General features: G+C 64.3%; 23 protein-coding genes. 4 read left to right on the top strand and 19 right to left on the bottom strand.

Annotated features, from left to right (window positions below; all coding sequences use genetic code 11):
• Positions 1-150: 150 nt before the first annotated feature.
• Positions 151-1380 carry a nucleoside recognition domain-containing protein gene (locus tag ABE459_RS21355; RefSeq protein ID WP_323833804.1) on the top strand — a complete coding sequence of 410 codons (1230 nt, stop codon included), beginning with the start codon at positions 151-153 and terminating at the stop codon, positions 1378-1380.
• On the opposite strand, the gene ABE459_RS21350 is transcribed toward ABE459_RS21355, so the two are convergent.
• The 9 genes from ABE459_RS21350 to ABE459_RS21310 all read right to left on the bottom strand — a co-directional run bounded on the left by ABE459_RS21350 (position 1362) and on the right by ABE459_RS21310 (position 11736).
• Entirely contained in the window at positions 1362-1985 is a 624-nt protein-coding gene (locus ABE459_RS21350; protein ID WP_125462092.1) for an ABC-type transport auxiliary lipoprotein family protein, read from the bottom strand. The genes ABE459_RS21355 and ABE459_RS21350 overlap by 19 nt on opposite strands.
• A complete protein-coding gene (locus ABE459_RS21345; protein ID WP_125462093.1) occupies positions 1982-2920 on the bottom strand; it encodes an MlaD family protein in 939 nt (312 codons plus the stop codon). The genes ABE459_RS21350 and ABE459_RS21345 overlap by 4 nt, the downstream gene beginning before the upstream one ends.
• Positions 2921-2923: 3 nt before the next feature.
• A complete protein-coding gene (locus tag ABE459_RS21340) occupies positions 2924-3715 on the bottom strand; it encodes an ATP-binding cassette domain-containing protein (RefSeq protein ID WP_125857030.1) in 792 nt (263 codons plus the stop codon).
• On the bottom strand, positions 3712-4845 hold the full coding sequence (locus ABE459_RS21335; RefSeq protein WP_323833807.1) for an MlaE family lipid ABC transporter permease subunit: 1134 nt from the start codon (positions 4843-4845) through the stop codon (positions 3712-3714). The genes ABE459_RS21340 and ABE459_RS21335 overlap by 4 nt, the downstream gene beginning before the upstream one ends.
• A gap of 176 nt (positions 4846-5021) precedes the next feature.
• On the bottom strand, positions 5022-6041 hold the full coding sequence (locus ABE459_RS21330) for a DUF5924 family protein (protein WP_323833809.1): 1020 nt from the start codon (positions 6039-6041) through the stop codon (positions 5022-5024).
• 132 nt (positions 6042-6173) lie between these two features.
• The gene (locus tag ABE459_RS21325; RefSeq protein WP_125857033.1) at positions 6174-7577 is read right to left on the bottom strand and encodes an insulinase family protein; all 1404 of its coding nucleotides are present in this window, start codon (positions 7575-7577) and stop codon (positions 6174-6176) included.
• Between the two features lie 30 nt (positions 7578-7607).
• Positions 7608-9266 carry a Na/Pi cotransporter family protein gene (locus ABE459_RS21320; protein ID WP_125462098.1) on the bottom strand — a complete coding sequence of 553 codons (1659 nt, stop codon included), beginning with the start codon at positions 9264-9266 and terminating at the stop codon, positions 7608-7610.
• Between the two features lie 321 nt (positions 9267-9587).
• Positions 9588-10358 carry a TerC family protein gene (locus ABE459_RS21315; RefSeq protein ID WP_125462099.1) on the bottom strand — a complete coding sequence of 257 codons (771 nt, stop codon included), beginning with the start codon at positions 10356-10358 and terminating at the stop codon, positions 9588-9590.
• A gap of 70 nt (positions 10359-10428) precedes the next feature.
• Complete coding sequence (locus ABE459_RS21310) at positions 10429-11736, bottom strand: CitMHS family transporter (protein ID WP_110995041.1); 1308 nt, start codon at positions 11734-11736, stop codon at positions 10429-10431.
• 268 nt (positions 11737-12004) lie between these two features.
• Between ABE459_RS21310 and ABE459_RS21305 the strand changes: the two genes are divergently transcribed.
• On the top strand, positions 12005-12406 hold the full coding sequence (locus ABE459_RS21305; protein WP_323833818.1) for a GFA family protein: 402 nt from the start codon (positions 12005-12007) through the stop codon (positions 12404-12406).
• Between the two features lie 164 nt (positions 12407-12570).
• Here ABE459_RS21305 and ABE459_RS21300 read toward each other — a convergent pair whose 3' ends face one another.
• From ABE459_RS21300 to ABE459_RS21255, 10 genes are all read right to left on the bottom strand, one after another.
• Positions 12571-14529 (bottom strand): DUF4105 domain-containing protein, encoded by a 1959-nt coding sequence (locus tag ABE459_RS21300; protein WP_323833811.1) that lies wholly within the window; start codon positions 14527-14529, stop codon positions 12571-12573.
• Complete coding sequence (locus ABE459_RS21295) at positions 14526-14846, bottom strand: DUF2388 domain-containing protein (RefSeq protein WP_125462101.1); 321 nt, start codon at positions 14844-14846, stop codon at positions 14526-14528. Before ABE459_RS21295 ends, ABE459_RS21300 begins: the two co-directional genes overlap by 4 nt.
• Before the next feature lie 37 nt (positions 14847-14883).
• On the bottom strand, positions 14884-15177 hold the full coding sequence (locus ABE459_RS21290; protein ID WP_110995044.1) for a DUF2388 domain-containing protein: 294 nt from the start codon (positions 15175-15177) through the stop codon (positions 14884-14886).
• Between the two features lie 85 nt (positions 15178-15262).
• Positions 15263-15580: a DUF2388 domain-containing protein gene (locus ABE459_RS21285; protein ID WP_125462102.1), complete on the bottom strand. Its 318-nt coding sequence runs from the start codon at positions 15578-15580 to the stop codon at positions 15263-15265.
• Between the two features lie 296 nt (positions 15581-15876).
• The gene (locus ABE459_RS21280) at positions 15877-16092 is read right to left on the bottom strand and encodes a DUF1127 domain-containing protein (protein ID WP_125462103.1); all 216 of its coding nucleotides are present in this window, start codon (positions 16090-16092) and stop codon (positions 15877-15879) included.
• Positions 16093-16534: 442 nt separating this feature from the next.
• On the bottom strand, positions 16535-18028 hold the full coding sequence (locus ABE459_RS21275) for an acetyl-CoA hydrolase/transferase family protein (RefSeq protein ID WP_110995047.1): 1494 nt from the start codon (positions 18026-18028) through the stop codon (positions 16535-16537).
• Between the two features lie 186 nt (positions 18029-18214).
• On the bottom strand, positions 18215-19651 hold the full coding sequence (locus ABE459_RS21270) for an NAD(P)(+) transhydrogenase (Re/Si-specific) subunit beta (protein WP_125462104.1): 1437 nt from the start codon (positions 19649-19651) through the stop codon (positions 18215-18217).
• A 2-nt stretch (positions 19652-19653) separates the two neighbouring features.
• Positions 19654-19968 (bottom strand): NAD(P) transhydrogenase subunit alpha, encoded by a 315-nt coding sequence (locus ABE459_RS21265; protein WP_110995049.1) that lies wholly within the window; start codon positions 19966-19968, stop codon positions 19654-19656.
• Positions 19969-19979: 11 nt separating this feature from the next.
• Positions 19980-21101 carry a Re/Si-specific NAD(P)(+) transhydrogenase subunit alpha gene (locus tag ABE459_RS21260; RefSeq protein WP_125462105.1) on the bottom strand — a complete coding sequence of 374 codons (1122 nt, stop codon included), beginning with the start codon at positions 21099-21101 and terminating at the stop codon, positions 19980-19982.
• 410 nt (positions 21102-21511) lie between these two features.
• A complete protein-coding gene (locus ABE459_RS21255; protein ID WP_323833814.1) occupies positions 21512-22426 on the bottom strand; it encodes a LysR family transcriptional regulator in 915 nt (304 codons plus the stop codon).
• Positions 22427-22593: 167 nt separating this feature from the next.
• Between ABE459_RS21255 and ABE459_RS21250 the strand changes: the two genes are divergently transcribed.
• Positions 22594-23775 (top strand): acyl-CoA dehydrogenase, encoded by a 1182-nt coding sequence (locus tag ABE459_RS21250; protein WP_110995052.1) that lies wholly within the window; start codon positions 22594-22596, stop codon positions 23773-23775.
• A gap of 15 nt (positions 23776-23790) precedes the next feature.
• On the top strand, positions 23791-25011 hold the full coding sequence (locus ABE459_RS21245; protein WP_323833816.1) for a CaiB/BaiF CoA-transferase family protein: 1221 nt from the start codon (positions 23791-23793) through the stop codon (positions 25009-25011).
• The last annotated feature ends 295 nt before the right edge of the window (positions 25012-25306 follow it).

The following is a 25306-nucleotide window of genomic DNA, read 5'->3' as shown; positions in this document are numbered from 1 at the left end:
GGTGTGTGTGTTTTTTTTGTTTGGGGGGGGGGGGTGGGGGGGCCCCCCGGGCGCGGGGTGCCGCCCGAGCGGGGGCCCCCCCCCCGCTCCCACGCTGCCGTCGATGGTGCGATACGCTATCATTCGGGCATTTTTCACGGGGGATCACAGATGCTCAACGGCCTCTGGCTCGGCTTTTTCCTGGTGGCGGCCATTTCCGCCCTGGCCCAATGGCTGGTCGGCGGCAACGCCGGCATCTTCGCCGCGATGGTCGAGAGCATCTTCGCCATGGCCAAGCTGTCGGTCGAGGTCATGGTCCTGCTGTTCGGCACCCTGACGCTGTGGCTGGGCTTTCTCAAGATCGCCGAGCAGGCCGGCATCGTCGAATGGCTGGCCAAGGTGCTCGGCCCGCTGTTCGCCCGGCTGATGCCGGAAGTGCCGCCCGGCCACCCTGCCCTGGGCCTGATCACCATGAACTTCGCTGCCAACGGCCTGGGCCTGGACAACGCCGCCACCCCCATCGGCCTCAAGGCCATGCGCGCATTGCAGGAGCTCAACCCCAGCAGCACCACGGCGAGCAACGCGCAGATCCTGTTCCTGGTGCTCAACGCCTCGTCGCTAACCCTGCTGCCGGTGACCATCTTCATGTACCGCGCCCAGCAGGGCGCGACCGACCCGACCCTGGTGTTCCTGCCGATCCTGCTGGCCACCAGTTGCTCGACCCTGGTCGGCCTGCTGTCGGTGGCGGTGATGCAGCGCCTGCGCCTGTGGGACCCGGTGGTGCTGGTCTACCTGATTCCCGGTGCGCTGCTGCTGGGAGGTTTCATGGCGTTTCTCGGCACCCTCTCGGCGGCCGCGCTGGCCAGCCTGTCGTCGATCCTCGGCAACCTGACGCTGTTCGGCGTGATCATCCTGTTCCTGCTGATCGGCGCCTTGAAGCGGGTGAAGGTGTACGAGGTGTTCGTCGAAGGTGCCAAGGAAGGTTTCGACGTGGCCAAGAGCCTGCTGCCGTACCTGGTGGCCATGCTGGTGGCGGTGGGCGTGCTGCGCGCTTCCGGCGCCCTGGAACTGGCCCTGGACGGTATTCGCCATGCGGTGAGCTGGATGGGCCTGGACAGCCGCTTCGTCGAGGGCCTGCCCACCGCCCTGGTCAAGCCGTTCTCGGGCAGCGCGGCGCGGGCCATGCTGATCGAGACCATGCAGACCCACGGCGTCGACAGCTTCCCGGCGCTGGTGGCGGCGACCATCCAGGGCAGCACCGAAACCACCTTCTACGTGCTGGCGGTGTACTTCGGCGCGGTGGGCATCCAGCGGGTGCGCCATGCCGTGGGTTGCGCCCTGCTGGCCGAGCTATCCGGCGTGGTCGCGGCGATCTTCGTCTGCTACTGGTTCTTCGCCTGAGCCTGAGCAGCCTGGCTCACGGTCCAGTCGATCACCTGGCGCGCCAGCTGGTCGCTGGCCGCGCCGAAGCCGGCGACCGCTGACGGCACCTGCGTGCTGGCGAGTGGCTGGCGCACCTCGAAGCGCTTGCTGGCGAGGATGCGCTGGCTGCGCCCCTGCACCAGCCGCGCGTCGTAGCGGATCACCACCTCCACCTGGTCCTTGGCCCGGTATTCACTCTGGAACGCCTGCAGCTCGCCGCCCAGCTCGTAGTCGGCCTGCAGGTTGGCGTCGTCGGCGCTCAGGCGCTGAACCCGGCCGTCGCGTTGGAAGCCATCGAGCAGGCGGTTGCGCACCAGCATGGGCACGGGGTCGCTCCAGCGCGCGCCCTTGTAGCTGCTGATCACGTCACCCTGGGGTATCACCGCGATGCGCGGCCCGGCCAGGGCTTCGCTGGCCAAGGGTTTGTTCAGGCGCAGCGACCAGCTCGCCGGTGTGGCGTTGCCAGCCGCCTGCTGTACGGGCAAGCGGTAGATATCCACAGGTTCGGTCTGCGGCAGGATCGAGCAGGCCGAAACCAAGCTCAGCGTGGCGGCCAGGGTGAGCAGGCGCGGCGACAGGCTCATGGCTGGAACTCCTTGTTGTTGTCGCGACCGAGCAGATAGCCGCTGGGGTCGGCCTCCAGGCGCCGGGAGATGCCCTTGAGCGCATTGAGGGTGTCGCGCAGTTCGCGGATGGCCGGGGCGATCTGGTTCAGGCCCTGGGCGCCATCGTCGAGGGACTGGCGGTTGTCCTGCAGCAGGCTGTTGATGGTCGCGCTGCTTTGCGCCAGCGACTGCATGGCCTGCTCGGCGCTGCCGATGGCCTGCTTGCCCTGGGTGCCGAGCAGGCCGTTGGCGTTGCGCATCAGCGCCTGGGTTTCGGCCAGGGTGGCGCTGGCCTGCTTGCCGACCTCGCCCAGCTGGGATATGGCCGCACCGATGCCGTCTTTCTGGTTGGCGAAGGCGCCGGTAGTCTGGTCGAGGTTGGCCAGGGTGTTGCTCAGGTGCTCGATGTTGGTTTCCGAGAACATCTGGTTGGCGTTATGCAGCAGCAGGTTGATGTTGGTCACCAGGTCGCTGCTGTCGTTGAGCAGTTGCGAAATCGGCGATGGCGAGGCGACGATCACTGGCAGTTTGCCGTCCTGGCCCTTGAGCGCCGGGCTCTCTGGCGTGCCGCCGGTGAGCTGGATGAACGAGTTGCCGGTGACCCCGGCCAGGGTCAGCTTGGCCTTGGTGTCTTCCTTTACCGGCGTGTCGGCGGACAGGCGAATGCGCGCCAGTACCCGGCGCGGGTCTTTCGGGTCCAGGCGCAGGGTGCTGACGTCCCCGACCTTGATGCCGTTGTACTGCACGGGGCTGCCGCGGGACAGGCCGGAGACGGCCTCGTTGAACACGACTTGATAGTCCTTGAAGGCGTCGTCGACGCTGGACTTGGTCAGCCACAGACCAAACAGCATGGCGCCAGCCACCACCAGCACGGTGACCAGGCCGATCAGGACATGATGCGCTCGGGTTTCCATCGTTCAAGGCTCCTGGCGGGCGCGCAGGGCGGCGTCTTCGGCCGCCCGGCCGCGCGGGCCGTGAAAGTATTCGTGAATCCAGGTGTCGTCGGTCTGTTCGACTTCACTGAGGGGGCCGGCCACCAGCACCTTCTTCTGCGACAGCACCGCCACCCGGTCGGTAATGGTGTAGAGGGTGTCCAGGTCGTGGGTGATCAGGAACACCGACAGCCCCAGGGCGTCGCGCAAGGTGAGGATCAGTTGGTCGAAGGCGGCGGCGCCGATCGGGTCGAGGCCGGCAGTGGGCTCGTCGAGGAACAGGATGTCCGGGTCCAGCGCCAGGGCGCGGGCCAGGGCCGCGCGCTTGATCATGCCGCCGGACAGCGAGGCCGGGTACTTGTCGGCAGCGCTGATCGGCAGCCCGGCCAGGGCCAGCTTGACCCCGGCCAGGTGCTCGGCGTCGGCGCGCGACAGCCCGGCGTGCTCGATCAGCGGCAGCGCGACATTCTCGGTGACGGTCAGCGACGAGAACAGCGCGCCCTTCTGGAACAGCACGCCAAAGCGCCGCTCCACCTGCGAGCGTTGGCCTTCGTCGAGGGTGGCCAGGTTCTGGCCGAACACCTTCACAATGCCCTCGTTGGGCCGGCGCAAACCGATGATGCTGCGCAACAGCACCGACTTGCCGCTGCCCGAGCCCCCCACTACGGCGAGGATTTCGCCTCGGTACAGGTCCAGGTCGAGGTTTTCGTGCACGCTCTGGCTGCCGAAGCGGTTGCAGAGGCCCCGGGCTTCGATCACCGCTTCCCGGCCGTTCACCAGCCCATCTCCATGAAGAACAACGCGGCCACCGCATCCAGCACGATGACCACGAAGATCGACTGCACCACCGCCGAGGTCGTGTGGGCGCCCACCGATTCGGCGCTGCCGCTGACCTTGAAGCCTTCCAGGCAGCCGATGGTGGCGATCAGGAAGGCGAAGAACGGCGCCTTGGCCAGGCCCACCAAAAAGTGCTGTACGCCGATGTCGCTTTGCAGCAGCGAGAGGAACATGGCCGGCGAGATGCCCAGCGACAGTGCGCAGACCACCGCGCCACCGACGATGCCGCAGATCATCGCGACGAAGGTCAGCAACGGCAGCGCGATCAGCAGCGCCAGCACCCGCGGCACCACCAGCAGCTCGATGGGGTTCAGGCCCAGGGTGCGGATGGCGTCGATCTCTTCGTTGGCTTTCATCGAGCCGATCTGCGCGGTGAACGCGCTGGCGGTCCGCCCGGCCATGAGGATGGCGGTCAGCAGCACGGCGAATTCCCGCAGGAAAGAGAACGCCACCAGGTCGACGGTGAAGATCGTCGCGCCGAAGTTGGCCAGCACCGTGGCGCCGAGGAAGGCCACCACGGCGCCGACCAGGAAGGTCAGCAGGGCAACGATGGGGGCGGCGTCCAGGCCGGTCTGTTCGAGGTGGGCGACCACCGGGGTGACGCGCCAGCGGTGGGGCTGCAGCAGGCGGCGCAGCAGGGTTTCGAGGATCAGGCCGATAAAGCCCAGCACTTGTTTGGTGTCTTGCCACAGGGTGTCGACGGCGCAGCCGATGCGCGCCAGCAGCAGGAGCAGCACCGGGCGCTCGGGTTGTTTGACCGGGATGCAGTAGTCCTGCACCGAGCAGTAGACGTTCTTGAGCAGGGCGCGGCTGGCGTCGGGGAGTTGGTCGGTACAGCGCGCCAGGCGTTCGGAGCCGAGCAGTTCGGCCAGCAGTGAGGCGCCGGCGGTGTCCAGGCGGCCCAGCTGGCTGAGGTCGACCTGGGTGTCGGCGCCGTACTGGCTGCGCAGCTGCTCGCAGTCGCGCTTGAGGCTGGCGTAGTGGGCCAGGGTCCAGTCGCCGACGATACGCAGGCGAGTGGGCTGCTGGTTGTTGTCCAGAGTTGCGCTCGGGGCGGTCATAGGCTCCATGCATCTGACTGGCGGATGGCGAGTCAGATCATAGCGCAGTGGGCTGCATTCCTGTAGGAGCGGCCTTGTGTCGCGAAAGGGCCGCAGAGCGGCCCCGGCAATTTCTGCCTTGACGCTGAGATCTTGGGGCTGCTTCGCAGCCCTTTCGCGGCACAAGGCCGCTCCTACAGGTTTTTTTAGCGAGCGGTGTCATCCACCACTTTGAACCTGAGCACCCCGATCACCTGGCCATCCTCGGTCAGCACCCGGACCTGCCACTTGCCCACCGGGTTGGGCGGGAAGTTCTGCTTGTGGGTCCAGGCCCGGTAGCCTTCCTTGCGCCCGCCGTGAATGTCCAGGGCGATGCGGTCCACCTCTTTGCCGTCCAGCTGCCACACGTGGTAAATGCGCTCGTTGAGGCCGCGCGGGGCATTGATCGCGGTGTAGGCGTACAGGCCGCCATTGCGGATGCGGCTGGCGGGCACTTCCTCCAGCGACGCGCCCGGCTGGCGGTTGAGCACTTCGGTGCTGATCGCCACGTCGGTCATCCACAGGGTCGCTGGCGGCACCCAGGAACGCATCAGCCAGCCGCCGCCGCCCACTGCCAGGGTCACCAGCACCAGTGCCACGCCCCGGCGCCAGTTGCTGATCGGGAAGCTGCTGGCCAGGCTTGGGAACGACAGCACCATGGCGGCGACCAGCGCCAGCTTGAAACTCTGCGCGGTGGTCAGGTGCAGGATGATCGGCAGCGCCGTGAGCAGCGCGGCGAACAGCGTCAGGGTGTGCAGTGCCAGGAACAGCCAGCGCCTGGGGGCCAGCCACTTGTGGTACAGCGGGTCGACGATGGAAATCAGCCCCGCGGCGCCGAGCAGGCCGGTGAAGACCAGCTGGCCGCTGTTCCAGGTGGTGGTGATGAAGAAGAACGGCAGGACGAAGAACAGGCTCTCCTGGTGGATCATCTGCGTTGCGAAGCGCAGCAGCGGCTGGGGGATCTCGCGCTTGAAAGTGCGCGCGAACAGCTCGGTGAGGGTGTTCTCCAGCATCAGCCAGACCCAGCTGATCAGCATGACGATGGCGATCCAGCTGGCCAGGCCGGCCTGGCGGTCGACCAGGATGAAACTGCCGATACCCGACAGGAAACCGTAGAGCGCGATGATGCCGGGGTAGCGCTTGAGCAGTTCGATCACGCGCAGGACGAAGTTGGGTATTGGGGGCATGGGGCTACAACAGAATGATTGGGAGGCTGCTCGGGCCTCTTCGCGGGTAAACCCGCTCCCACAGGGTTATCGGTGAACCTTGTGGGAGCGGGTTTACCCGCGAAGAGGCCGGCACAGGATACCGCCGAACCCCTACTTTCGTGTAGCGCCGCTGGGGCGATTCGCCATTACGCGCCGCCAGCGAACCAGCCCGGCCGCAAGGATCAGCCCGAGCAACAGCGCCACCAACCCATACAGTTCGTCATACCCCAGCAACGGTTTCTCGATGCGCAGGTACCCCGGCTCCTTGAGCATTTCGCGCAGGGCCTCGTTGGCCTGCTTGAGGCTGACCTGGCGCATTGCCCGCACCGGGTCGCTGAAGCGGCCGTTCTCGTACGCGTTCAGCGCACCCCAGTAATAGTCGGCCAACGCCGTGTTGCCCTGGGTGCTCCAGCTCTCGCGGGCAATCGCCGCGTCCTTGATGCGGGCGAAGGTGTCCGGGTCCAGGCCGTGCTTGCGCAGGTGCTCGAACAGCTGCTCGAGCACCTTCACCGCCGCGTCGAGGTCCTGGCGCTCAAGGTCGGCATTGAGGCTCAAGAGGCCGGTGTCGCCGAAGCTCTCGCGTTGCGCCGAGGGGCCGTAGGACAGGCCGTGGCGCAAGCGCAGCTGGTCGTACAGTGCCCAGTCCAGGTAGCGCGAGAGCAGCTCGAGGGTCTGGTCGTTGTCCGTGTCCAGCGTGGGTTCGATGAACAACCAGTGCAGCTTGACGTTGTCGCCCAGCCAGCCACGGGTCAGGTCGCGGCGTTGCTCGGCCTGCTGGCTGATGGTCTCGAGGCTGCGGCGCTCCTCGGGTTCGGTCGCCGGCAAGGCGCCGAAGGTACGTTCCAGATAGGCCGGCAGCAGGCGGTCGAGGCCGCCGACGACGATCAGGCTCATGTTGTTGGCGGCGTACCAGTGCTCGCGCAGGTGCTGCACCTGCTCCAGGGTCATGTCGTCGAGGTCGGAGCGCTCCTTGCACTTGAGGCCCAGTTCGGTCGCCAGTTGATCGCTGGCCGGGTGGCCGACTTCCTGGCGGTCGAGCCAGCGCTGCAGGTGCCCGTAATGGCCGCCGTCTTCGCGCTCTATGATGCGCTTGGCCGTGGCCAGCGCCTTGGCGTCGATACGGGTGTCGCGCAGCAGCGCCAGCAGCAGGTCGAGCACCTTGCGCTGGTTGCGTGCCGGGGCCTCGATGACGAAGGTAGTGTCGGCGCTGCTGGTGAAGGCGTTCCATTCCCCGCCCAGCTCTTGCAGGCGTTCTTCCAGGCCGCCCTCGCCGGTGTCGTCGATGCCGCTGAACAGCAGGTGTTCGAGCAGGTGCGGCAGCTCGCGCTGGTTGCAGTCGAAATCGTCCAGGCCCACGCCCACCACCAGGCGGATCGACACATGGTCGCGCTCGTAGCCGGACTTGAGGATCACCTGCAGGCCGTTGGGCAACAGGTAGCCCTCAACCCGCGAGCGATCGAGGGCGAAGGTAGGCAGGCTGGCGATCAGCAGGCAAATGAACATCAGACAACGCATGGGCGAGCTACGGTCTCCGGGGGCAAAGGCTCAAGGCTGGCGGGCTTCGTCCGGCACGCTGTCGAGCATCAGCCCGCCGGTGTCGGTGCCGCCCAGTACCACATAGGCACTGCTGCAGAACAAAGAGTTCAACCGCTTCATGTCGGCAATGAGTTCCAAGTGTAGCGAACTGGTTTCGATACTCTGCACCACTTTACGTTGCAGGCGGCTGACATGGGCATGCGCCAGGCGCCGCTCCTGGGCGCGGAAGCGGCGTTTTTCGCGCAGGAGCTGGTGCGCGCTTTGCGGGTCGGCGCTGAGGAACACCGACAGGCCCAGGCGCAGGTTGGCCAGCAGTTGTTCCTGCAGGCCGGTCAGCTCCTCCAGGCCGGTTTGCGAGAACTCGCGGCGCTGGGAGGTTTTTTGCTGCTGGACCTTGCGCAGCATGCGCTCGATCAGGTCGGTGGCCAGCTTGAGGTTGATTGCCAGCTCGATGATCTCGGCCCAGCGCCGGTTGTCCTGCTCGCTCAGGTCTTCGCGGGGCATCTGTGCCAGGTACAGCTTGATGGCGTTGTACAGCGCCTCGGCGTCTTCGGCGAGGGTGCGTACCTGCTGCGGCATGGCGGTCTGGGTGCCGCGCAGGGCGCCAAGCATGGCGTCGAGCAGGCTGTCGACCAGGTCGCCCAGGCGCAGGGTTTCGCGCACCGCATTGGCCAGCGCCAGGCTCGGGGTAGTGAGTGCCGTGGGGTCGAGATGGCGTGCCTGGGTATGGCCGTTGCCGTTGCCCCGTTCGGGCAGCAGGAAGTTGCACAGACGGCCCATGGGCTTGACCGTGGGCAGCATCAGCAGGCAGCGCAGGGTGTTGTAGAGCAGGTGGAAGCCGATCACCAGCTCCTGCGGGCTGAAGCTCAGGCTGTCCATCCAGTCCACCAGCGGGTGCAGCACCGGGATGATCAGCACCAGGCCGAACAGCTTGTACAGCAGGCTGCCCAATGCCACCCGGCGCCCTGCCGAGTTCTGCAGGCTGGTGGTGAGGAAGGCCAGCAGGCCGCTGCCGATGTTGGCGCCGATCACCAGGCCGATGGCCACCGGCAGGCTGATCACCTCGGCGCCGGCCAGGGTGGCGGTGAGCAGCACGGCGGCCAGGCTGGAGTAGGAAATCATGGCGAACAGCGCGCCGATCAGCGCGTCGAGCAGGATGTCGCCGGTCAGCGAGGCGAACAGCACCTTCACGCCCTGGGCGTGGGTGATCGGGGTGGCGGCGTGGACGATCAGTTGCAGCGCCAGGATGATCAGCCCCAGGCCGATGCCGACGCGGCCCAGTTGGCCGGCGCGGGTCTGCTTGCGCGACAGGAAGAAGATCACCCCAAGGAAGATCAGCAGCGGCGACAGCCAGGACAGGTCGAAGGTCAGCACCCGCGCCATCAACGCGGTGCCGACGTCGGCGCCGAGCATGATTGCCAGGGCCGGGGTCATGGCCATCAGGCCCTGGCCGACGAACGAGGTGACCAGCATGGCGGTGGCGTTGCTGCTTTGCACCATGGCGGTGACCACGATGCCGGCGATGAACGCCAGCGGGCGCTTGTTCATGTTCTGGCTGAGCACCCGGCGCAGGTTCGAGCCATAGACGCGCAGGATGCCGGTACGGACGATGTGCGTGCCCCACACCAGCAGGGCCACGGCGGAGAGCAGGTTGAGCAGGGTCAGCATGGTCGGGCCCCCTTGTTCTTCTATGCCCCTGGGCGGGGCCAATGGTGCGGCGGTGAGCCTGGCCCGGGGGTGGGCTGGTTTTTCCAGTGCTCACTGAAGCTTTAGTTGTTTTGCGCGGCTGTCGCCAGCTTGGCATGGCTGAAACATATTTGAAACATGCCACGACCCTGTGGGAGCGGCGGTTCGCCGCTGCGATTTACCCGCGAAACAGGCACCACCATGCATGGCACCGGCTTTGCCGGTGTTCGCGGGTAAACCCGCTCCCACAGGAACGCAAAAAGGGCCCCGAAGGGCCCTTTCTGTACTGCACACTCTTCGGGATTACTGACCCGGAATGTCCTTGCGCAGTTTCACAGCATCAGGCTCTTCACCCTTCTTGCGCGCCGCCGCAGTGCGCATGCGGATGTTGATCGCTTCCACCGCCAGCGAGAAGGCCATGGCGAAGTAGACGTAGCCCTTCGGCACATGCACGTCGAAAGATTCGGCGATCAGCACGGTACCGACAACGATCAGGAACGAAAGCGCAAGCATCTTCAGCGATGGGTGCTTGTCGATGAAGTCGCTGATGGTGCCGGCGCAGAGCATCATCACCAGTACTGCGACGATGATCGCGGCGATCATCACCGGCACGTGGGAAACCATGCCCACGGCAGTGATCACCGAGTCCAGCGAGAACACGATGTCGATGATGGCGATCTGGATGATGGTGTAGAAGAACTTGCCGCCCGCGCCTTTGGGCTCGTCCGGGCTTTCGTCCTCGCCTTCCAGGCCGTGGTAGATCTCTTGCGAGCTTTTCCACAGCAGGAACAGGCCACCGAAGAACAGGATCAGGTCGCGCCCGGAGATGCCTTGGCCGAGCACATGGAACAGGTCGTCGGTCAGGCGCATGACCCAGGTGATCGACAGCAGCAGCAGGATCCGCGTGACCATGGCCAGGGCCAGGCCGAAGATCCGCGTGCGCGGCTGCATGTGCTTGGGCATGCGGCTGACCAGGATCGAGATCATGATGATGTTGTCGATCCCCAGCACGATCTCAAGGGCCGTGAGGGTGAAAAAGGCAACCCAGATTTCCGGGCTGGTCAGCCATTCCATGTGTATTCCTTCGAGCGGTAATGGCAAAGCGCCCGGGGTGGGCGCTTTGCGGTTGGATGAAGCGTGTGTATTACAGACTGCTGAACAGCGGGAATGTCCCCAGGGCCAGCGCGCCGAACATTATGCACAGGCACACCAGCACTGCCCACTTGAGGGTGAAGCGCTGGTGATCGCCGAACTCGATGCCGGCCAGGGCCACCAGCAGATAGGTGGAGGGTACCAGCGGGCTGAGCAGGTGTACCGGTTGGCCGACGATCGATGCGCGGGCCATTTCCACCGGGGTGACGCCGTAGTGGCTGGCGAACTCCGACAGCACCGGCAGCACGCCGTAGTAGAAGGCGTCGTTGGACATGAAGAAGGTGAACGGCATGCTGACCAGGGCGGTGATCACCGCCATGTACGGGCCGAACGCTTCCGGGATCACCGCCAGCAGGCTCTTGGACATGGCGTCGACCATGCCGGTGCCCGACAGGATGCCGGTGAAGATGCCGGCGGCGAAGATCAACCCGCTCACGGCCAGCACGCTGGAGGCGTGGGCGCCGATACGGTCCTTCTGCTGCTGCAGGCATGGGTAGTTGACGATCATGGCGATACTGAAGGCGATCATGAACAGCACCGGCAGCGGCAGCACGCCTGCGATCAGCGCGACCATCAGTGCGGCGGTCAGGGCGCCGTTGAACCAGATCAGCTTGGGCCGGCGCGCTTCGGGGAACTGCGACACGCTGATTTCGCTGTGGTCGATGTCATCGGTCGGCAGGTGCAGTTCACCCAGGCGGGCACGTTCACGCAGGCCATACCAGTAGGCGATGGCGAGGATCGCCAGCACACCGAAGGCCATGGCCGGGATCATCGGCACGAAGATGTCCGAAGGGTCCACGTGCAGGGCGCTGGCGGCGCGGGCAGTCGGGCCGCCCCAGGGAGTCATGTTCATCACCCCGCCGGCCAGGATGATCAGGCCGGCCATGATCCGCGGGCTCATCCCCAGGCGGCTGTACAGCGGCAGCATGGCGGCGCAGCAGATCATGTAGGTGGTGGCGCCGTCACCGTCGAGGGAGACGACCAGGGCCAGCACGGCGGTGCCGACCGAGACTTTCAGCGGGTCGCCCTTGACCAGCTTGAGGATCTTGCGCACGGCCGGGTCGAACAGGCCGGAATCGATCATCAGGGCGAAGTACAGGATGGCGAACATCAGCATCACGCCGGTGGGCGCAAGCTTGCTGATGCCTTGCAGCATCATCGGGCCGATGTCGCTGTAGAAGCCGCCGAACAGGGCGAACAGGATCGGTACCAGGATCAGCGCGATCAAGGCCGACAGGCGCTTGGTCATGATCAGGTACATGAAGGTGATGACCATGGCAAAGCCGAGGAAGGTCAGCATGGCGGTACTCCAGGCGTGGCGCGGCGAAAGGAAGGACGATTCGGGCGGATCAGCGCGTCAGGCGCTGCGCGGGGAGTAGGCGAAGAGGGACTGCGGGAAGGCGGGCACAGGAAAACATCAGAATCACCATTGTTGTTGTTGATTGGGCCGGGCACGGAAGTTTCCGGGTGCCCTGGCTGACCGGTCTGCTGCCGGTAGTGGCGCTATCCTATGTGCGCAAGCTTTCAGCCAGCTTTCGACCAGTGCAAGGCGACGGGAGGTCATGACGATGGCGCGTGTCGAGCAAGGGGGTTGCCATTGCGGCGCCCTGCGTTACCGGTTGCGGGGCGATCTGGTTGATGTAGCCCACTGTCATTGCTCGATCTGTCGGCGGGTCAGTGGCGGCACGCTGGTGACCTGGGTGACGCTGGCCGCTGAGGATTTCGAGTGGTTGGCGGGCTCGCCGCAGCGGTATGTGGCGCCGGAGGGGTGCAGCCGCTATTTCTGTGGTGGTTGTGGGGCCCATGTGGCGCTGGTGACCGAGCGCAGCCCGCAGACGATCGATGTGACGGTGGCGACGCTGGATCATCCTGAGCGGGTGACGCCCGGGCGGCACATCTGGGTGACGAGCCGCTTGCCGTGGATGCCGGTGGGTGATGGGTTGCCCGAGGAGGACGAGGAGAGCCTGTGAGGTCTTGCGCTGGGTGTTCTGGCCCTATCGCGGGGCAAGCCCGCTCCCACGCTGATCGCATTCCATGGACTGCCCCCAAGGGTTGGATTGGTGCCCAACTTCTTGGGCCCAGTCCACCACGTGGGAGCGGGCTTGCCCCGCGATAGGGCCCTCTCCGGCTTTCGCTAGGGCAACTGCAACCCGCCAGCTGCCTTGTGCAGCGCGCGCAGGTGTTCGCCTACCTGCTTGATGTTGGCTTCCACCGCCTTGATCTCCCTGGCCCGCTGCGGCCCCAGCAGCGCCCTCACCTGCTGGTCCAGGGCGTTGCTCAGGCGCAGCAGTTGCGCCTGGCGTGCCTTGCTCTCCTGCTCCAGGTGCTGGCGCTCCTCGGGCTGTGGCAGGCCGTAGCCGCCCGCCCCCAGCAGTTCCGCCGGGCGGCTGAGGTAGCCACTGTTGGCGAGAATCGCCTGCAGGGCCTGGTCGGCCTTGTCAAAGCTGCCATCCTTTATCGCCCGGCCATTGAGGTAACGCTGCTTGACCTCATCCTGGGCCAGCAGCAGTTGCCGGCGCAGGCTGGCCTGTTCGAGCAGCAGCAGCGCCGCACTGGTGCGCAGGTCGGCGCGCTCGAACCACGGGCGGCGCTGCTCGGCATCCAGGGCCAGCCAGTCTTCCACGGCGCTCTGTTTGATCGGCAACTGCTTCTTCAACACCTCGAACATGGCCTGGTAGCGGTCGCGATAGGAGTCGAAGCGATAGCCCAGGCGCAGCGCCTCACGTGGGTCGTCGAGCACACTGGTGTCGGCCAGGCCGCGCCCTTTGAGCACTTCCAGCAGGCCGTTGGGCATGATGTTGTCGAGGTCGTTCAGGCGCGGGTTGGCGGTGCCGCTGCGCAGCAGCTTCAAATTCTCGACCGCGCAGTTGTTGGACAGGAAGAAGTAGTTGCCGTCGTAGCTCCAGTGCATTTCGGCAGCCTGGCGCACCAGGTTCTCGATCTCGCTGCGGCTGAGCTTGAGCGGCACCGAGGCCAGGCTGCGCAGTTCGGTCTTGGTGTACTCGTCGATCACCTGGCCCAGCGGCAGGACGAACAGCCGCGACGGGTAGGCCCCGACCAGCCCGCCCCAGCTCGACAGCTGCACGTCATTGACGAAGGCCCGGTAGGACAGCACCAGGCTCTGGTCGAGGTCCAGGCGGCAAGCTGGGCCGCGCGGCCGTCCGGGGGCGCAGATCACCAGGCGCAGCATGCTGTGGCCCCAGCGGCTGACCAGGTTCTGGTTGGCTTCGGCCAGTAGGTAGTCGACTTCGTAGACTCGCTCGGGGTCGATTTCGCCCAGCGGCTGGCGGGCGAAGTCATTGCCAGCGTTGAGGAACGGCAGGGCCTTGGCGCAGGTGTTCTGCGGCGGTGCCCAGCCGAAATGCTCGCTCAGGTACTGGTTGAGCGCCGGGCGACGGCAGGCGTAGCTGGGGTCGAGGAGGAAGTACTCCATATTGACCGCGATGTATTCCTTCGGGCTGCTCAGCTCGTAGCTGTCGGGGCTGCGCGCCACCTGGCCGTTGTGCTGTTCGCGCTCGCCGCGGCGGCCGACGTACTGCGGCCAGCCGGCCAGGTCGAGCAGGCGTGGATCGTCGCTCAGGGTGAAGCGGCGCTCGGCCTGGCCTCGGCAGTCCTGCGGCAGGCCTACCTTGCCCAATGCGCCCTGCTGGCGCTTGCAGCGGCTGATGAGCTGGCGCTCGGCGCTGGGCCACAGGCGGGCGCGGTCATAGATGTGGGTGAGTTCATGCAGCACCGTGGCCAGCAGCTCTTCACGGACGGTGCCGTGGGGGCGGCTGGTCTTTTCGCGGGCGGCACTGCCATCGACCAAGCCTGGCAGCAGGCGGCGGTTGAGGTCGAGGGTGGAGACCGGCGTGGCCTGACCGTAGGCATCCTCGGGCATACGGTCGGTCCAGCTCACCGTTACCTGGCGGTCCAGCTGTTGCTTGAAGCGTGGTGGCAGCTTGGCCATGGCTTCATCGAGCAGCTGCTGGGTAGCTTGCTGCTGTGGCTGGTCGAGGCCGTCTGCCTGCAGCACCAGCTGCAGGTCGGCCAGGGCGGGCGTGCCGAGCAGCGTCAGGACGCAGCCGAGCAGCCAGGCACGCGCGCGCATCACAGGGCGAGGATGGCTTCGGCCAGCACCTGGTCGCTGGCGTCGCGGGCTTCCGGCACACGGGTGCGCAGGGTGTCGAAGGCCGCCTCGAGCTGGGCGCCACGGATGTTGCCGTTGCTGGCGACGAAGCTGGCGGCGTCGTCGTGGGCTTCGCGGATGACTTTCGAATCGCGAATCGAGGTGGTGGTGTCGGAGGTGAAATCGATCGTGCGCGCCGAGGCACGGACGATGATATTGCTGGTAGCCACCAGCGTGTGAGCCTGGGCCATGTCGGCCAGCAGCAACATGCCGAGGGAAGCGGCGATCAGCGATTTACGCATGGAGCATCTCCAGAAGGTACAAAGGCGTAACAGGTAATTATTGGACGAGGATGGCTTCGGCCAGTTCAAGGTCGCCGACAGAGTGACAACTGTGCACCTGGCGCAGCGAAACCAGCGCCGCCTGAAGGCGCGCACCGCGAATCAAGCCATCACTGGCAACGAAGGCAGCAGCGTCGTCACGGGCGGCGGCGACGATCTTGCGATCGAACGGCGCGGTGGTCACCTGGCTGGTGACATAGCCGGTGGCAACGAGGCTCTGGGTGGTGACATCCATGGCATGGGCGCTTCCCATACCGGCGAGGGCTAACAGCACTGGCGGCAGATAACGCATGGGCTCTCTAGGCGGTGGTTTCGGGCAACGAAGGCTACCCCGGATGCACTGGCTGGGGCCAGTGAATCCGGGTTAAAGGCTTGTGCTAGAGCGCGAGGATGGCGCGGGCCAGTTGCGCGTCGCTGGCTTGCAGCGTGGGCTGCTGCTGGCGAATGTGCACCAAGGCGCTTTCCAGCTTTGCCCCGCGAATCGCGCCTTCGCTGCCAACGAAGCTGGCGGCGTCGTCACGGGCTGCCTGCACGATCTTGTCATCGCGGAAGGACGAGGTTACGTCGGAGGTGGCATCGGTGGTTGCGGCAACGGCACCGACTACCGCGTCAGTGGTCACCACGAAGCTGGTGGCATTGGCCGCACCGGCGAGGGACAGCAGCACGGCGGCGCCTAACAGATGATAACGGGACATGATGGGTGGACTCCTGCGCAGGGTCTGGATGGTTCTGGTTATCGGACGCTCGCTTGGCTCGTCACGGTACGGTGTTGCCAGGCGTGTAGGACAAGCGTAACACGCCTCGGTTCAAGCGCCTGGGGCGGCAAAAGACCACAATTGGTAACTGTACCTACCAATATATCATTTTGTGAAACTGTACCTATTGCGTTGCGATGGCTCTATCTCGCGGCGGACAAACAAAAAACCCGTCGCGGTTTCCGGCGACGGGTTCTTGTGTATTCGCGGTGCCGGCGTTGGCCGGCGGCCGAGGCTTAGCGCCAGAACGGCTTGCTCAGCTCTTCGTAGCGCTGCGACTCGCTGATACCGGCGTCGGCCAGCAGGCGGGAGTCCAGACGAGCCAGCTGACGGCGGCTGGCCATGCGGCGTTGCCACAGCAGCAGGGTCGACAGGGCGCGCAGAGGCAGGGAAGCGTGGGAAGCTTGGGCGTTGCTTTCGAAAACCAGACCGGAACTGAGGGTGCGTTCCATGATGTTTCATCCTTCCGCTTGTGGCGGCATTAGGGAGTGATTTAACTGGTGCCCATCTTCCTCCTCTGCTGTCCATAACAGTAGATACAGTTCTGTAGTAAAGCGATGGCTCAGTTAACTGTGTAACCCTACTGTTGCACCTGAAATTGGCGTAACTGTACTGGTCTGCACTGATTTAGTGCGAATTCTAGATTTTGCAGGAAATGAGGCGGGGCCAGAGCAGATAATTACCAGTACAGTAGTACAGTTTTATCTGTGCATTTGGCAGGGGGACTGTGGGAGCGGGTTCACCCGCGAAAGTGTCTGTATGGCCACTGCAGCATTCGCGGGTAAACCCGCTCCCACAGATAGCTCATTTGGGTGAAACGATCGCGGGGCAAGCCCGCTCCCACAAGTACCTGTGGGAGCGGGCTTGCCCCGCGATGGTTGTAGCGTTGACGGGTCAGCCAGCCAGCATGCGCCCGCTTTCTTCCAGGTTCTCGTGCCAGCTCAGGGCTTCGCGCAGGATGTGCGGGGTGTGGCCGCCGCGCTGGCAGGCGCGTTCGAAGTAGTCGTTCAGCGCAGCGCGATAGTCCGGGTGCACACAGTTGTCGATGATCGCGCGGGCACGCTCGCGTGGCGCCAGGCCCCGCAGGTCGGCCAGGCCCTGTTCGGTGACCAGGATGTCGACATCATGCTCGGTATGGTCGACGTGGCTGACCATGGGCACGACGCTGGAAATCGCGCCGCCCTTGGCGATCGACTTGGTGACGAAGATCGCCAGGTGGGCGTTGCGGGCGAAGTCGCCGGAGCCGCCAATGCCGTTCATCATCCGGGTGCCGCAGACGTGGGTGGAGTTGACGTTGCCGTAGATGTCGAACTCCAGCGCCGTGTTGATGCCGATGATGCCCAAGCGACGCACCACTTCAGGGTGGTTGGAGATCTCCTGCGGGCGCAGCACCAGCTTGTCCTTGTAGCGCTCGAGGTTGCCGAACACGTCGGCATTGCGGCGGCTCGACAGGGTGATCGAGCTGCCCGAGGCGAAGCTCAGCTTGCCGGCGTCGATCAGGTCGAAGGTCGAGTCCTGCAGCACTTCGGAGTACATGGTCAGGTCTTCGAACGGCGATTCGATCAGGCCGCACATCACGGCGTTGGCGATACTGCCGATGCCGGCTTGCAGCGGGCCGAGCTTGTTGGTCATGCGGCCGGCGTCCACTTCGCCCTTGAGGAAGGCGATCAGGTGGTCGGCGATGCCCTGAGTCTCGTGGTCAGGCGGCAGCACGGTGGACGGCGAGTCCGGCTGGTCGCTGATGACGATGCCGACGATCTTGGCTGGGTCGATCGGGATTGCGGTGCTGCCGATGCGGTCATCGACTTTCACCAGCGGGATCGGCGTGCGGGTCGGGCGGTAGGTTGGGATATAGATGTCGTGCAGGCCTTCGAGGTTGGCGTTGTGCGACAGGTTGATCTCGACGATGACCTGCTTGGCGAAGATCGCGAAGCTGGCCGAGTTGCCGACGGAGGTGGTCGGCACGATATGGCCTTCTTCAGTGATCGCCACTGCTTCGATGACCGCGATGTCCGGCAGGGTCAGCTGCTTGTTGCGCAGTTGCTCGACGGTTTCCGACAGGTGCTGGTCGATGAACATCACCTGGCCGTCGTTGATGGCCTTGCGCAGGGTGCTGTCGACCTGGAACGGCATGCGCCGGGCGAGTACGCCGGCTTCGGTCAGTTGCTTGTCGAGGTCGTTGCCCAGGCTGGCGCCGGTCATCAGGCTGATTTTCAGCGGCGACAGCTTGGCGCGCTCGGCCAGTGCGTGGGGCACGGCCTTGGCTTCGCCGGCGCGGGTGAAGCCGCTCATGCCGACGGTCATGCCGTCCTCGATCAGGCCAGCGGCGTCAGCCGCACTCATTACCTTGCTGTGCAGGGAGGACAAGCGGATGCGATCACGGTACATGGATTGTTATCTCAGGCTACTGAAGCTACTGGAAGCGCAGTCTAGAGATTTAGCCCGGTGCCGTCCCGCGACCATGGTCGTAGGCGAAGCCTTGGAATAGAGCCGTTGATCTGGATCATGCAAATGAAAAAGCCCCCGGGCATAACACCCGGGGGCTTTAGACGCTTCTATATATAGAGGCGGGTGTCAGTCCACGGCCTTGACCATGTCTTCGATGACCTTCTTCGCGTCACCAAACACCATCATGGTCTTGTCCAGGTAGAACAGTTCGTTGTCCAGGCCGGCATAGCCGCTGGCCATGGAGCGCTTGTTGACGATGATGGTCTTGGCCTTGAACGCTTCGAGGATCGGCATGCCGGCGATCGGCGACTTGGGATCGTTCTTCGCCGCCGGGTTGACCACGTCGTTGGCGCCCAGCACCAGCACAACGTCGGCCTGACCGAATTCGGCGTTGATGTCTTCCATCTCGAACACCTGGTCGTACGGCACCTCTGCTTCGGCCAGCAGTACGTTCATGTGGCCTGGCATACGGCCGGCAACCGGGTGGATCGCGTACTTCACGGTCACGCCGTTATGCACCAGCTTCTCGGTCAGCTCTTTCAACGCGTGCTGGGCGCGGGCCACCGCCAGGCCGTAGCCGGGAACGATGATCACGCTGTCGGCGTTGCTCAGCAGGAAGGTGGCGTCGTCGGCCGAACCGGACTTCACCGGGCGCTGCTCCTTGGAGCCTTGCGCCGCGCCGACGTCGGTGTCGCCGCCGAAGCCGCCGAGGATGACGTTGAAGAACGAACGGTTCATCGCCTTGCACATGATGTACGAGAGGATCGCACCGCTCGATCCCACCAGGGAGCCGGCGATGATCAGCATCGAGTTGTTCAGCGAGAAGCCGATACCTGCGGCCGCCCAGCCCGAGTAGCTGTTGAGCATCGACACCACCACCGGCATGTCGGCGCCGCCGATCGGGATGATGATCAGTACGCCCATGATGAAGGCCAGGGCCAGCATCAGGGTGAAGGCGCTGTAGTGGCCGGTGAAGGTGAACAGCAGGCCCAGGGCGATGGTGGCAAGACCGAGGATCAGGTTCAGCTTGTGCTGGCCGGCGAACTGTACCGGTGCGCCTTGGAACAGGCGGAACTTGTACTTGCCCGACAGCTTGCCGAACGCGATGACCGAGCCGGAGAAGGTGATGGCACCAATGGCCGCGCCGAGGAACAGCTCCAGGCGGTTACCGGTGGGGATCGGGTCGCTGATGCTGGCGACGATGCCCAGCGATTGCGGCTCGAGTACCGCGGCAATGGCGATGAACACCGCGGCCAGGCCGATCATGCTGTGCATGAAGGCGACCAGCTCGGGCATCTTGGTCATCTCGACGCGCTTGGCCATGATCGAACCGGCGCTGCCGCCGACCAGCAGGCCGACGATGACGTAACCGATGCCGGCAGTGGCAAGCTCGGCGCCCAGCTTGTAGATCAGCCCAACCGTGGTGAGGATGGCGATACCCATGCCGATCATGCCGAACAGGTTGCCCCGGCGTGAGGTAGTGGGGTGCGAGAGGCCCTTGAGCGCCTGGATGAAGCAGATCGAGGCGACCAGGTACAGAAGCGTTACCAGATTCATGCTCATGCTTACTTCTGCGCCTCGTTCTTGGTTTTCTTCTTGAACATTTCCAGCATGCGGCGGGTGACCAGGAAGCCACCGAACACATTGACCGCGGCCAGCGCCACGGCGAGGGTGCCCATCACTTTGCCGGCCGGGGTGACGGTCAGCGCGGCCGCGAGCATGGCGCCGACGATGACAATCGCCGAAATGGCGTTGGTGACGGCCATCAGTGGGGTGTGCAGTGCCGGGGTGACGTTCCATACCACGTGGTAGCCCACGTAGATGGCCAGCACGAAGATGATCAGGTTGTAGATGCCGTGGGAAATCAGCAGGTCTTCCATTGTCGAGCTCCTCAGCCGTTCTTGCGTACGACCTGGCCGTCGCGGCACATCAGGCACGCGGCGACGATGTCGTCTTCGAGGTTGATCACCAGCGCGCCGTCCTTGTCGAACAGCAGCTTCATGAAGTCCAGCAGGTTGCGGGCGTACAGCGCCGAGGCGTCTGCGCCGACCTGGGCCGGCAGGTTGGTTGGGCCGACGATGGTCACGCCGTTCGCCTGTACCACCTGGTCAGCGACGGTCAGCGGGCAGTTGCCGCCCTGGGCCGCAGCGAGGTCGATCACCACCGAGCCGGGTTTCATCTGCGCGACGGTCTCGGCGCTGAGCAGCGTCGGCGCCTTGCGCCCGGGGATCAGCGCAGTGGTGATGACGATATCGGCCTGCTTGGCTCGCTCGTGCACGGCCTGGGCCTGGCGTTGCATCCAGCTGGCTGGCATGGGGCGGGCGTAACCGCCGACGCCTTCGGCGCACTCGCGCTCTTCATCGGTCTCGTACGGCACGTCGAGGAACTTGGCGCCAAGCGACTCGATCTGCTCTTTCACGGCGGGGCGCACGTCGGAGGCTTCGATCACCGCACCCAGGCGCTTGGCCGTGGCGATGGCCTGCAGGCCGGCGACGCCAGCGCCGAGGATCAGCACACGGGCGGCCTTTACGGTGCCGGCGGCGGTCATCAGCATGGGCATGAAGCGTGGGTAGTGATGCGCGGCCAGCAGCACGGCCTTGTAGCCGGCAATGTTGGCTTGCGACGACAGCACGTCGAGGCTCTGGGCCCGCGAGGTACGAGGCGCGGCTTCCAGGGCGAAGGCGGTGATGCCACGTTCGGCCATCTTGCCGATCAGCTCGTTGTTGAACGGGTTGAGCATGCCGGCCAGCACGCTGCCGCTGTTGATCAGCGCCAGTTCCTGGTCATTGGGTGCAACCACCTTGAGCACCAGCTGCGCGCCGAAGGCATCGGTCGCTTCACCCAGTGTGGCGCCAACGGCCTCATAGGCACTGTCCGGAATGCTGGCGTTGAGCCCTGCCCCCCGTTGCACGGTGACCTGATGGCCCTGGCTAACCAGTTTCTTGATGGTTTCCGGGGTCGCGGCGACCCTTGTCTCACCCGTCTGCGTCTCGAGAGGAACACCAATGTGCACGACTTTGTCTCCTGCGGTGACCTTTTGTGTTTGTTTGAACCAGCTCACTTCGGGTGGCGCGCTGGGTGGTCGTAGAGCACGACCCCGCCTGAATCCGGGGCGGGGAGGCATTTTGCAGATGAACCATTGGGGCTACAACCGGTTCTGAAGCGAAACGAACTCAAAACTACAAGTCACCCTGTGACCGTATGTCGCAATGATTCGAAACAAACCCGTCAAGCACGCGCTATTCGGAGCTTAGGGGAAAATCTGAAAAAAATTCTGCTGTTTTCGGCCTTGGCGCTGTGAATGTCGCAAAATAACCGTCAAACCCGCATGGCAACTAGGGTTGATAGGGATTTTCAGGTCAGCCGGAACAGATTACGTATTTGCGACAAATACATATATCTGTAGGTGTTTAAAATAATTGACTACGGGGTCAGCTTATCGGCTTTCGCAGTGTACTGCTGTGCCTGCGCTATTAGCCAGTCGCGAAAAGCCCGTAGCGAAGCCGACTCCACCTTGCGCTCTGGAATCATCAGATAGTAGGCCTTGTCACTGGACAGGGCATGCCTGTTAGCGACCACCAACCTGCCCTCCTCGAGCTCGCGCTGGATCAGGAACGGTGGGATCAGCGCAATGCCCATTTCGTGCATGGCCGCCTGGGCGAGCATCGAGAACAGTTCATAGCGCGGACCGGCCATGTCGCATTCAACGCTCATGCCCAGCCCATCGAACCATTGCCGCCAGGCATACGGGCGGGTGGTCTGCTGCAGCAGTGGCAGCTCGGCGATGCGCTGGGCGTCGAGGCCGCCCTGCCCGTCCAGCAGTTTCGGGCTGCACACCGGTACCGGGTTTTCTCCCATCAGGCGATGGGCCTGGGTGCCGGACCAGTCGGCGTCGCCGAAGTAGATGGCCGCATCGAAGGGCGTGTCGGCGAACAGGAACGGCCGGGTGCGGTTGGTCAGGTTGACTGTGACCTCCGGGTGGCGTTGCTGGAAATCCTTCAGGCGTGGCAGCAACCACTGGGTGCCGAAGGTCGGCACCACGGCCAGCTCGATCACGTTGGCGCCCTGCTGGCGCATGACCGACAGGGTGTCGCGCTCTACGGCGTCCAGTTGGCTGGCCACCTGGCGGCTATAGGACAAGCCTGCCTCGGTGAGCTTCACGCCCCGGCGCGAGCGGCGGAACAATTCGACGTTGAGAAACGCCTCCAGCCCCCCGATCTGCCGACAGACGGCGCCCTGGGTCAGGGCCAGTTCGTGGCCGGCCTTGGTAAAGCTCTCGTGACGCGCGGCCGCCTCGAAGCAGACCAGGGCGGTGGTGCTGGGGATCTTGCGGCGCATGTACATCAACCTCACTTGTATGCTCGTCAGTACGGTGTTTTGCCGATCACGGAGTGAGAAAATATCACTAAAGCGTGCGCAATCCTCGTTTGTCCCGACAGCCGATCAAGCCTAGGATCAATCCAACGCAAGAATCCGCTCCCATCTTTGTTTCGAGGAACACGCACATGGCCGGTAAAGCAAGCTTCAACTGGATCGACCCGCTGCTGCTGGATCAGCAGCTCACTGAAGAAGAGCGCATGGTGCGTGACAGCGCCTTCCAGTTCGCCCAGGACAAGTTGGCGCCGCGTGTGCTGGAAGCCTTCCGTCACGAACAGACCGACCCGGCGATCTTCCGCGAGATGGGTGAAGTCGGCCTGCTGGGCGCGACCATCCCTGAACAGTACGGTGGCAGCGGCCTCAACTACGTGTGCTACGGCCTGATTGCCCGTGAAGTGGAGCGCATCGACTCTGGTTACCGCTCGATGATGAGCGTGCAGTCGTCGCTGGTCATGGTGCCGATCAACGAATTCGGTACCGAAGCGCAGAAGCAGAAGTACCTGCCCAAGCTGGCCAGCGGTGAGTGGATTGGTTGCTTCGGCCTGACCGAACCCAATCATGGCTCCGACCCGGGGTCGATGATCACTCGGGCGCGCAAGGTCGACGGCGGCTATCGCCTGACCGGCAGCAAGATGTGGATTACCAACAGCCCGATCGCCGATGTGTTCGTGGTCTGGGCCAAGGATGATGCCGGCGACATTCGCGGCTTTGTTCTGGAGAAAGGCTGGCAAGGCCTCAGTGCCCCGGCTATCCACGGCAAGGTTGGCCTGCGCGCTTCGATCACCGGCGAGATCGTCATGGACAACGTGTTCGTCCCGGAAGAGAACATCTTCCCGGATGTGCGCGGCCTGAAGGGGCCGTTCACCTGCTTGAACTCGGCCCGTTACGGCATTTCGTGGGGTGCGTTGGGCGCCGCCGAGGCCTGCTGGCACACCGCGCGCCAGTACACCCTGGACCGCCAGCAGTTCGGTCGCCCGCTCGCCGCCAACCAGTTGATCCAGAAAAAACTGGCCGATATGCAGACCGAAATCACCCTGGCCCTGCAAGGTTGCCTGCGTCTGGGGCAGATGAAGGACCAAGGCACCGCTGCGGTGGAAATCACTTCGATCATGAAGCGCAACTCCTGCGGCAAGGCCCTGGATATCGCCCGCATGGCGCGTGACATGCTGGGCGGCAACGGTATCTCCGACGAGTTCGGCGTGGCCCGCCACCTGGTCAACCTTGAGGTGGTCAACACCTATGAAGGTACCCACGACGTGCATGCGCTGATCCTCGGGCGTGCGCAAACCGGTATCCAGGCGTTCTACTAATAGAGGAGCCAGGCCATGGGTGCGCTTTCACATCTGCGGGTGCTGGACCTTTCTCGGGTGCTCGCCGGCCCATGGTCCGGCCAGATCCTCGCCGACCTTGGTGCCGATGTGATCAAGGTCGAGCGCCCGGGCTCGGGTGACGATACCCGTGCCTGGGGGCCGCCCTTCCTCAAGGACTCGCGTGGCGAGAACACTAGTGAGGCGGCCTACTATCTGTCGGCCAACCGCAACAAGCGCTCGGTGACCATCGACTTCACTCAGCCTGAAGGCCAGCGCCTGGTGCGCGAGCTGGCGGCCAAGTCGGACATCGTCATCGAGAACTTCAAGGTCGGCGGGCTGGCGGCCTATGGTCTGGATTACCAGAGCCTGAAGGCGATCAACCCGAAGCTTATCTATTGCTCGATCACAGGCTTCGGCCAGACCGGGCCGTATGCCAAGCGTGCCGGCTACGACTTCATGATCCAGGGCTTGGGCGGGCTGATGAGCCTGACCGGGCGGCCGGAAGGTGAGGAAGGTGCCGGGCCGATGAAGGTTGGCGTGGCCTTGACCGACATCCTTACTGGCCTGTATTCGACGGTGGCGATCTTGGCTGCCCTCGCCCACAGGGACCAGGCTGGGGTTGGTCAGCATATCGATATGGCCTTGCTGGATGTCCAGGTGGCTTGCCTGGCCAACCAGGCGATGAACTACCTCACCACAGGAAACGCTCCGCGGCGGTTGGGTAATGCGCATCCCAATATCGTGCCCTACCAGGATTTCCCGACGGCGGATGGCAATTTCATTCTTACCGTGGGTAATGATGGGCAGTTCCGCAAGTTTGCCGAGGTGGCTGGGCAGCCGCAGTGGGCGGATGATCCGAGGTTCGCTACCAACAAGCAGCGTGTGGCGAATCGGGCCGAGTTGATTCCGCTGATTCGCCAGGCCACGGTGTTCAAGACCACGGCTGAATGGGTGAGTGAGCTGGAGAAGGCTGGTGTGCCTTGTGGTCCCATTAACGACCTGGCGCAGATGTTCCAGGATCCGCAGGTATTGGCTCGCGGGCTGGCGGTGAACATCCCGCATCCGTTGGCGGGGAACGTGCCGCAGGTGGCCAGCCCGATCAGATTGTCGGAGACACCGGTGGAGTACCGGCAGGCACCTCCTCTGCTGGGGGAGCATACCGAGGCAGTGCTGCGTGATGTGCTGGGGCTGGATGCGATGGCGGTGCACGAGCTGCGCACTGCTGGCGTACTCTGACGCTGTAGCTATGTAGAGAGCGGGGAGGCCGACAGGCCTCCCCGCTTTGTTTTTGAGGCAAATGAAGCTTTCTTGAAATTAAAGGTTGACGGGGTTTCAGATCCCCTTATAATGCGCCCCACTTCCAGCGACAACGGAACGCAAAACTCCTTGAAATTCAATGAGTTAAGCGAATCGAAAGCTCCGGAAGCGTTTCGGTCTCACGATCGGCAGCGGTGAAAAAAGGTGGTTGACAGCAGGTTGTAACGCTGTATGATTCGCCTCCCGCTACGAGAGATCGCAGCGAGTTAAGCGG

The sequence above is a fragment of the Pseudomonas sp. TWI923 genome, from assembly GCF_039673365.1.
In the GTDB taxonomy this organism is placed as follows: domain Bacteria; phylum Pseudomonadota; class Gammaproteobacteria; order Pseudomonadales; family Pseudomonadaceae; genus Aquipseudomonas; species Aquipseudomonas sichuanensis.
The sequence above is the reverse complement of the archived record's forward strand: the minus strand, read 5'-3'. Positions and strand labels throughout refer to the sequence as shown.